Here is an 8,568-nt window from a genome sequence, read left to right on the forward strand (position 1 = left end):
ATGAACCAAGAAATGATCGTCGTCTTGGACTTTGGCAGTCAATATAACCAGCTGATTACCCGCCGCATCCGAGAGTTTGGTGTCTACAGCGAACTGCATCCGCACACGATCCGTGCTGAGGAAATTCGTGCGCTGAACGCCAAAGGAATCATTTTCTCGGGCGGTCCAAACAGCGTGTATGATGAACGAGCGTTTACATGCGACCCAGCGATTTTTGAGCTGGGGCTGCCGATTTTAGGGATTTGCTACGGGATGCAGCTGATGGCGCACCATTTAGGAGGTAAGGTGGAAAAAGCGACGCACCGTGAATACGGCAAAGCGCTCATCCAAGTGAAAAACGATTCTTTGCTTTTTCATGGTTTGCCGGACGAGCAAGTCGTTTGGATGAGCCACGGCGATTTGGTGACCGCTCCGCCGGCTGGTTTCGCTGTCGATGCGACGAGCCCTTCGTGCCCGATTGCTGCGATGAGCGATGAACGGCGGAAGTGGTATGGAGTGCAGTTTCATCCCGAAGTGCGCCACTCGGTCTACGGCAATGATCTATTGAAGAAATTTGTCTTTGAGGTGTGCGGCTGCCGGGGCGACTGGACGATGGAAAACTTTATTGATGAGCAGGTGCGCCGCATCCGTGAACAAGTGGGCGGAAAAAAAGTGCTGTGCGCCTTAAGCGGCGGAGTCGATTCGTCGGTTGCTGCCGTTTTGGTGCACCGCGCCATTGGCGATCAACTTACTTGTATTTTCGTCGACCATGGCCTTTTGCGCAAAGGTGAAGCCGAAAGCGTCATGAAGACGTTCCGTGAGCAGTTCCAAATGAATGTCATTAAAGTTGATGCGAAAGACCGCTTTTTGGCGAAACTCAAAGGGGTTACGGACCCGGAACAAAAGCGGAAAATCATCGGCAACGAGTTTATTTACGTATTTGACGACGAGGCGGCCAAGCTTGAAGGCATTGAATTTTTAGTGCAAGGCACGCTCTATACCGACATTATCGAAAGCGGCACGGCGACGGCGCAAACGATCAAATCGCATCATAATGTCGGCGGTTTGCCGGAAGATATGAAATTCGAACTGATCGAACCGCTCAATACGCTGTTTAAAGACGAAGTGCGTGCACTCGGCACGCAACTAGGAATCCCAGACGAAATCGTCTGGCGGCAGCCGTTCCCGGGGCCAGGGCTTGGCATCCGTGTTCTTGGAGAAGTGACGGAAGAAAAATTGGAAATCGTTCGCGAATCAGACGCCATTTTGCGCGAAGAAGTGAAAAAAGCTGGGTTGGACCGCGAAATTTGGCAATACTTTACCGTCCTTCCCGACATTCGCAGCGTTGGGGTGATGGGGGATGCCCGCACGTACGATTATACGGTCGCCATCCGCGCGGTGACCTCGATCGACGGGATGACCGCCGATTGGGCCCGCATCCCGTGGGATGTGCTCGAGCGGATTTCAACGCGCATCGTCAATGAGGTGCCGCATGTCAACCGCGTCGTCTACGATATTACAAGCAAGCCTCCGGCAACGATCGAGTGGGAATAAAAACGAACAAAAGACGGACATTTCCAAAGAAATGTTCGTCTTTTTTCTTGACAGGTCATCTTCAGGCTGATACAATAGCCGTGGAATCATGAATATTGTTGAATTCCGTCGTATAATCCCGGGAATATGGCTCGGGAGTTTCTACCAAGCTACCGTAAATAGCTTGACTACGAGGGATGCGGGATCGGAGAGTGCTTGTTTGTCCTCTCTCTGTTCGTCATTCCTTCCTAGTCAACGCTTCTGGTAGCTGCTAGAAGCGTTTTTTATTTTATGTATAGGAGGGGGCAGACGTGAGAAAGTACTTCCAGTTTGATGAGCTCGGCACGAACTATCGAACGGAGATTATCGCCGGGCTGACGACGTTTTTGTCGATGGCGTACATTTTGTTCGTCAACCCATTTACCTTGTCGTTAGGGGCTGTGAAAGATTTTCCTGACGAACTGCGCATTGACCAAGGCGCCGTGTTTGTCGCCACGGCTTTGGCAGCGGCGTACGGATCGATTTTGATGGGAGTGTTGGCCCGCTATCCAATCGCCTTGGCGCCTGGGATGGGGCTGAATGCCTTTTTCGCCTTCACCGTCGTGCTGCATATGGGCATTCCGTGGCAAACAGCGCTGGCAGGGGTGTTTGTTTCCGGCATCATTTTTACGATTTTATCGCTCACCGGCATTCGGGAAAAAATTATCGATGCCATTCCCGTTGAACTGAAATATGCAGTCAGCGCCGGAATTGGCCTGTTCATCACGTTCATCGGCTTGCAAAACGCTGGAATTATTGTCGATAACAAAGCAACGCTCGTTGGATTAAGTTCATTGAAAGACGGCAATACACTGTTGGCCATTTTTGGATTGTTCATTACTGTTGTTTTGATGGTAAGAAAAGTAAACGGCGGCGTCTTTTACGGCATGGTCATTACCGCGATTGTCGGCATGATTTTCGGATTGATCAAAGTGCCGCATCAAATTGTCGGCGCGATTCCGGATATTTCGCCAACCTTCGGTGTAGCGATCAAGCATTTGCCGGACATTTTCTCGTGGAAAATGCTCGGCGTTGTCTTAACGTTCTTTATTGTCGACTTTTTCGATGCGACAGGGACGCTTCTAGCTGTCGCCAACCAAGCCGGACTGCTGAAAAACAACAAACTGCCGCGCGCCGGCAAAGCGCTGCTTGTCGATGCGACAGCAGTGATGGTGGGGGCGGTGTTTGGCACATCGACGACGACATCGTACATCGAATCGTCAGCCGGCGTCGCCGCCGGAGGACGCTCTGGGTTTTCGGCCGTTGTGACGGGGATTTTGTTCTTGCTGGCGCTGTTCTTCTCCCCGCTCCTGAGCGTCATTACCGCACCGGTCACCGCACCAGCGCTCATCATCGTCGGGGTGTTGATGGCTTCGTCGATCGGCGAAATTGACTGGAAAAAGTTCGAAGTCGCCGTGCCGGCGTTCTTCACGCTCATCACGATGCCACTTTCCTACAGCATCGCCACTGGGATTGCCGTTGGATTCATCTTCTACCCGATCACGATGATTTTAAAAGGCCGCGGCAAAGATGTTCATCCGCTGTTGTATGTGCTATTTGTCGTCTTTATCTGCTACTTCGTCTTTTTGCGGGAATAGAGAGGATCGGAGGACTGTTCCTAAGGCGGGTTTGCCGTCATGGGAACAGTCTTTTTTTATTTGCCAAGAAGGGATTGGCGGACGACTGGCGTGTTTAGGTTGATATGCTATAATGAGAAAAATGATGAAAGGGGAATGAACGATGTTTATCCATCGCTTAGAGGAACATTCATGGCTAAAGTTGCTCACAATGGAAGATGCGGAATCGCTTTTTGCGTTGATTGACTCCTGCCGCCCGCATTTGCGTCAATGGCTCCCATGGGTGGATTCAACCCAAACAGCAGCGGATTCGAAGACGTTTATCTTTCAAGGATTGCAGAAGTTTGCTGCTGGCAATGGTTTTGAGGCAGGAATTTGGCATCGTGGCCAATTGGCTGGTGTGATCGGAATTCATTATATGGATCGAGTGAATCGAAAAACGAGCATAGGCTACTGGCTTGGCGAATCGTTTCAAGGAATAGGGCTGATGACGAAAGCGTGCAAGGCGTGCATCGACTATTTGTTCGTTGAGCAGGGGATGAATCGTGTCGAAATCCGCTGTGCAACAGAAAATCGCCGGAGCAGAGCGATTCCTGAACGGCTGGGATTTACGAATGAAGGGACGATTCGAGATGCGGAGTGGCTTTACGATCATTTTGTCGACCATGTTGTGTACGGGATGTTAGCGAGAGAATGGAAGAAATGTGAATAAGGGAGTTTGGGGCCGAAAGAAAAAACTTGAAGTGTGAGTAAAATATTTGTGGGTGACATTTCGAAATGATCCCCGACGAGGGTTGCGAACTTTTGTTCGCGACGCTCGTCGGGGCCACCAAGCGAAGCGCGGTAGAACAAGCAAAGATCATGCAAAAAGGACTCTCTCCCTGCTATGATGGTGATTGTCAACATCAACCGAAAACAGGAGGGAGAGAGTCCATGACCTGAATCCGTGACAGAAGTGTATCAAAAATGTTGGAAAACCCAATCACGCCAAAGTATCAACTCAATTCCGAATATTCACCTATTAGGTGAAGAACCCTGAGCACAATATTTGTTGATTTATCAAGTTGTCTTGGCAGTTTGAACGCGTCTTTATCACGGATTCAGGCATGAAACATCTTACCACATAATGGACTTTATGGAAAGATTTGGATGATCAATTGTTGAGAACTCTTCAAAAGGTGTTCGCTGTCTTGTTGGCGGCCCTTTTGGAGGAGATCGATCAACAACTGGCGGAAGCGCGGGACAAGCGCCGGTATCAGCTGAAAGACAAACGGCCGACTACGATCCAAACGCTGTTTGGGGAAGTGACGTTCCGACGGAACTACTACTATGATCGACAAACGGGGGCGTATACGTTCTTGCTGGATGCCGAACTGGGCTTTGATGGAGCGCAGTCGATCAGCCCTTGCCTCGAGGAAACGGCGGTCGAGTTGGCCGTCGAGTGCTCTTCCTACCGCAAAGCGGCTCGCACGCTGGAGTCGATCGTGGGGTATGCGGTCCTCAGCCACGAGGCGATTCGCCAACTGGTGCTGGAGGCCCCTGTCTCGCTGCATCACCCTGTTTCCAAACGGCACGGCCGGGTGCTGTTTGTGGAGGCCGATGGACTGTTTATTTCCCGCCAGGGGAAAGGGAAACGGGCGAAAGAAGAGAAAATCCTGGCGGTTCACGAGGGATGGAGACGAAACGGGTCGCAGCTTGAGCTGGTGAACCGGCGCCACTACCTCCATGAAGGGACGGGGGACGTGTGGGAACGGTTTGAGGAGTGGCTGATGAAGGAATATGCCTATGATCCGTGCCAAGACCTATTGGTCATCAACGGCGACGCGGCGTCGTGGATCACGGCCTGCCGGGAGTATTTTGGGAAGCGGGCGTGCTTTCAGCTGGATCGATTTCATGTGGCGCGGGAGCTGCGTCAGTGTCTGTCCGGCCATCCGCGTTGGCGGGAGGTGCGGAAGAAGCTGGCGAAACAAGACGAAGAAGGGCTTCTCGTGGAGCTGAACAGCGCGGTCGGCACGTTGGAGGACGAAGCGAAAGAGAAGCAGCTGGCTGCCATGATCCGCCGGATCGAGTCGATGCCGGGATGCATCCGGGACTATCGGGGGTGGCTGTCGGAGCAAGGGGTGGAGACGACCGGCATGCGTCCGATGGGCCATGCGGAGAGTGTGATGAGCCGGTTTGCGCATCGGGTGAAATCCCGCCGCAGCTGGAAAGACCAAGGGCTTCGGGCGTTTCTGAGGGCGATGGCGGCCCGAATCGACGGGATTTGGCGGAGAAATGGGCAGTTGGTGGAGGAAGAAGAGACCCGAACGGCGGCCTCGGCCTCAACAAAGTCCAAGCGGATCGAACAGGCCAAGCGGAAGGCCGGACGGTTATGGGCAGATGTGGTGCGTCAGAATCTACCGTGTCTGCAGCGGTCATCCGGGACACCGATCCATCAAGCGTTGTCGGCGCTCCGGGATGGTGGTTGGGTGTAAAAAAATGGAATATCGTATCATCGCCTCAAGATGAGGGATGAGAGTCCGAAAGCGCTTACGATATGAATTCCTGAAAATGGTTCGCTAACTAGTGATTGACAACGCCCGTAGTGAACCGAAAAAATGTTCTCCACAAAGTCTTGACTGACTCTCGATGCATATTGTTTTTGAATCTTCGCTCGATCTGTAGTAAAATGAAAGTGCTCTTACATGGTGACCTCTCCTTTCAAATGTTAGGTGACACTTCCATTCTAGTAGAGGGTTCACCAGAAATGGCTATTTTAGGCTCTTCACCAAAAGTTGTACTTGATTTTTTCTGAACATACCCTATTTATGCTTGTGAGGGAAAATCAACAAATCCGTGATTTTGGCACATCTTTGTGCAGGAAACCGTATTGCTTGTCAAGTACATGTTGTGGTGAAGAGCCCTATTTTATGATTGTTTGAGTTTATCTAGCGCCGGGGATTGCGATTTAATACTTGGAAATAAGTTGTTATAGCTGTTGCAGTACACAAAGAGCCACTCACTAACCAAATATAAAAAAAGATTTTTCCACCTGTTGTGGTAGAATCCATAAAAAAGCAACCAAGCAGGAATAAGCCTCCTCCTAAAATGAATAGAAAACAAGCAAATTTCTTATTCTGTGGTTTTAATAAATAGTATCCAATAAGAATTAATAAGTATAAACTACTTATTGCCATGATAATTGGAAAAAAGGGGTGAAATTTAGCGGAGTATACAAAGTAGTCAAGTTGCGAAATATGACTTTTACTATGTACTTGACCATACATCATTTGGGAAAACGGTGTTGAATACTTCCATTCCCAAGGATTATCTAATATTGCACTGCCTTCATACCAAGCAGCTAGAGTAGAAAATAAAAGTAAAATAGCGGCTAATCCAAATTGAATAATAATACACAAAACAACAATACCTCCCTTAATGTATATCAAGCTAGGCTTGTTGATTATCCAATAAAATTCAAAAGACAGAAGAGTGCCTTTGCTGTAGAAGATGAGTAACGATTCAAACAAACTCAGGCGGTGCTCTATAAACAAGCATAGCACACCTCCAAGTTTGATGCAAAAACTTGTTTCGGATGAAGAAATTCAACGGATGGCTGAAGCAGTTAGGGATTGTGATTTGGCCCGAAACTTTGCGTTGCGCAAGTTGATTCATTTGTTCTTATTGGTTGCGCATTAATGGTTTTGCCTATCCTCCTGTAGGAAATTGCATTGTTTGTCAAGCATATATTCCTGGTGAAGAGTCAATTTTTATATGTAATAAATGCTAATGTTGTGGAGATAAATGTTCAAAAATGAATGAAAGGATGAGAAAAATATGAGAATGATGAAAAAGATTCATCATATTATAATTACATTGGCGACTATTCTTTTGTTTATATTTGAATCAAACGCCGTAAATGCTCAAGTAAATGATCAAGCAATTAACCGAGATAAAGCTCCAAGAGTTGAAATTTATGATGAAAATAATAATCTTATCAAAACGATTAATCTTGAAGAGAAATCCATCGAAACAGATGACCCTAAAACAAAATCTATTATAGCAGAACAAACAGTAACTGCTCAGAGCATTAAAAAATACTCCTTTGGCAATACCACTTTTTCAAATTACGTTTGGATTAATGGTGGATACTATTTTTATAATCCTGGGATTTTTGAATTTGAACTAATTAATAGACCTGAGGCAGTTGCAGTAGAAGTTTATAAACTAGGTCAAGTATATACTGGTAAAGTTGTATGGAGAGATGTGGCTGGCTGGGCTGCACTTGATTGGAGAGACACTACACTGGTAAAGCATCCCGGTAGTTATGCATTTAGATTTAAAAATGACGGTTCTGGTACAGTACAAATTAAACATGGTAATTTAAAATATAATTATTAACCCGTGGTGCTATAGACATACTTTTCCTGCACATACCCCATCCGTTTTTGTCATTCTTCCGCCGTCAGACGGCGGAAAACCAACCGTGGAACGTACAAGCGTTCATGTCCGATGTACACATGTTCCATGTTTTTGACGATGCACAAAGACCAAAATTCTTAACTTGATGGGTATGGGGGTGGACCTCTTGCTTCATTGGGATTTCGCGCCCGGATGAGAGCTGTTTCTCACGGAAGAACAGCAGAAAGAGATCAAGCGGCTCGTGCTCGCCACGACTCCGCCGAACTGGGGTGGGATGTAGCTTCGGCGTGGAACACTAAACTCCTGCCGTCCTATGTGGAAAAGCACTTCGGCGTTTCCATTTCCTGTGAAGCGCTGCGAAAACTCCTGCACCGTCAAGGTCTGTCATGGACTCGCTCGACGTACACACTGGCGAAAGGGAATCCGGATGAGCAAAAGCCATTTGAAAAACAAATGGATCTGATAAAAAACTTGATCACTAAGGAGACCGAAGAGGCCGTTCTTTGTACATCGATGAAATGCATATCCGCTCTTATCATGTGTTGCGATCCGCTTGGTCCGAGACTGGCTATCAAAAACGAGTGCCGATATTCGGCTATCATGCCCATATTTCGGTATTTGGCGCCGTGAACGTCCACGATGGGACACCGTGCTTCACCAAGCAGAGGCCGCCGACGCCACGACGTTCTTGGGTTTCTTGCGCCGACTCAAAGAGCGGCATCCCAACCGGATCATGGCGCTTGTTCTAGACAATGCCCGGATTCATCACGCTCGAATGGTGAAGGAGTTTTTGCGGGAAGAAGGACCATGTTTTCATTTCTTGTATCTCCCGCCCTACTCGCCGTAGCTCAACCCGATCGAGCGTTTGTGGAAATGGCTGAAGGATACGGTGTCCGCCAACGCCTTTCACAAAGACCGCCATGAGATCCTGCGAGCGGTTCAACGATTTGTTCATTCCATTCAGAAACGCCCGGAAGACGTGTTGCGACGCTTGGGGTGTGTTGCGTAATCGAGAAGTTAACTTTTCGAGGTGCATTTA

8 protein-coding genes, 1 pseudogene and 1 riboswitch are annotated in these 8,568 nt (G+C 48.4%); of the genes and pseudogenes, 8 read left to right on the forward strand and 1 reads right to left on the reverse strand.

The features are described from left to right. The 4 genes from guaA (at position 1) to QWV57_RS01475 (ending at position 5,602) form a co-directional block, all read left to right on the forward strand. Positions 1-1,533 (forward strand): glutamine-hydrolyzing GMP synthase, encoded by a 1,533-nt coding sequence (gene guaA / locus QWV57_RS01460; RefSeq protein WP_015373805.1) that lies wholly within the window; start codon positions 1-3, stop codon positions 1,531-1,533. 88 nt (positions 1,534-1,621) lie between these two features. Then, positions 1,622-1,723: riboswitch (purine riboswitch) on the forward strand. A 100-nt stretch (positions 1,724-1,823) separates the two neighbouring features. Continuing rightward, positions 1,824-3,149: an NCS2 family permease gene (locus QWV57_RS01465; RefSeq protein ID WP_011229764.1), complete on the forward strand. Its 1,326-nt coding sequence runs from the start codon at positions 1,824-1,826 to the stop codon at positions 3,147-3,149. Between the two features lie 142 nt (positions 3,150-3,291). Continuing rightward, positions 3,292-3,840: a GNAT family N-acetyltransferase gene (locus QWV57_RS01470; protein ID WP_020754860.1), complete on the forward strand. Its 549-nt coding sequence runs from the start codon at positions 3,292-3,294 to the stop codon at positions 3,838-3,840. 433 nt (positions 3,841-4,273) lie between these two features. Then, positions 4,274-5,602, forward strand: a complete 1,329-nt coding sequence (locus QWV57_RS01475) for an ISLre2 family transposase (protein WP_301100195.1) — start codon at positions 4,274-4,276, stop codon at positions 5,600-5,602. A gap of 453 nt (positions 5,603-6,055) precedes the next feature. On the opposite strand, the gene QWV57_RS01480 is transcribed toward QWV57_RS01475, so the two are convergent. Next, positions 6,056-6,661, reverse strand: a complete 606-nt coding sequence (locus QWV57_RS01480; RefSeq protein WP_236930860.1) for a YjdJ family protein — start codon at positions 6,659-6,661, stop codon at positions 6,056-6,058. Here QWV57_RS01480 and QWV57_RS01485 point away from each other — a divergent pair. The 4 genes and pseudogenes from QWV57_RS01485 to QWV57_RS01500 all read left to right on the forward strand — a co-directional run. Continuing rightward, a pseudogene (locus tag QWV57_RS01485) lies at positions 6,654-6,800 on the forward strand (IS4 family transposase); the annotation flags it as partial. The gene QWV57_RS01480 and the pseudogene QWV57_RS01485 overlap by 8 nt on opposite strands. Positions 6,801-6,944: 144 nt before the next feature. Continuing rightward, on the forward strand, positions 6,945-7,508 hold the full coding sequence (locus QWV57_RS01490; RefSeq protein ID WP_013144123.1) for a hypothetical protein: 564 nt from the start codon (positions 6,945-6,947) through the stop codon (positions 7,506-7,508). Between the two features lie 213 nt (positions 7,509-7,721). Then, positions 7,722-8,159 (forward strand): helix-turn-helix domain-containing protein, encoded by a 438-nt coding sequence (locus QWV57_RS01495; RefSeq protein ID WP_236930861.1) that lies wholly within the window; start codon positions 7,722-7,724, stop codon positions 8,157-8,159. A gap of 19 nt (positions 8,160-8,178) precedes the next feature. Next, complete coding sequence (locus tag QWV57_RS01500) at positions 8,179-8,376, forward strand: transposase (protein ID WP_236930862.1); 198 nt, start codon at positions 8,179-8,181, stop codon at positions 8,374-8,376. Positions 8,377-8,568 lie beyond the last annotated feature (192 nt).

The sequence above is a fragment of the Geobacillus zalihae genome, assembly GCF_030414215.1.
GTDB classification, from domain to species: Bacteria; Bacillota; Bacilli; order Bacillales; family Anoxybacillaceae; genus Geobacillus; species Geobacillus zalihae.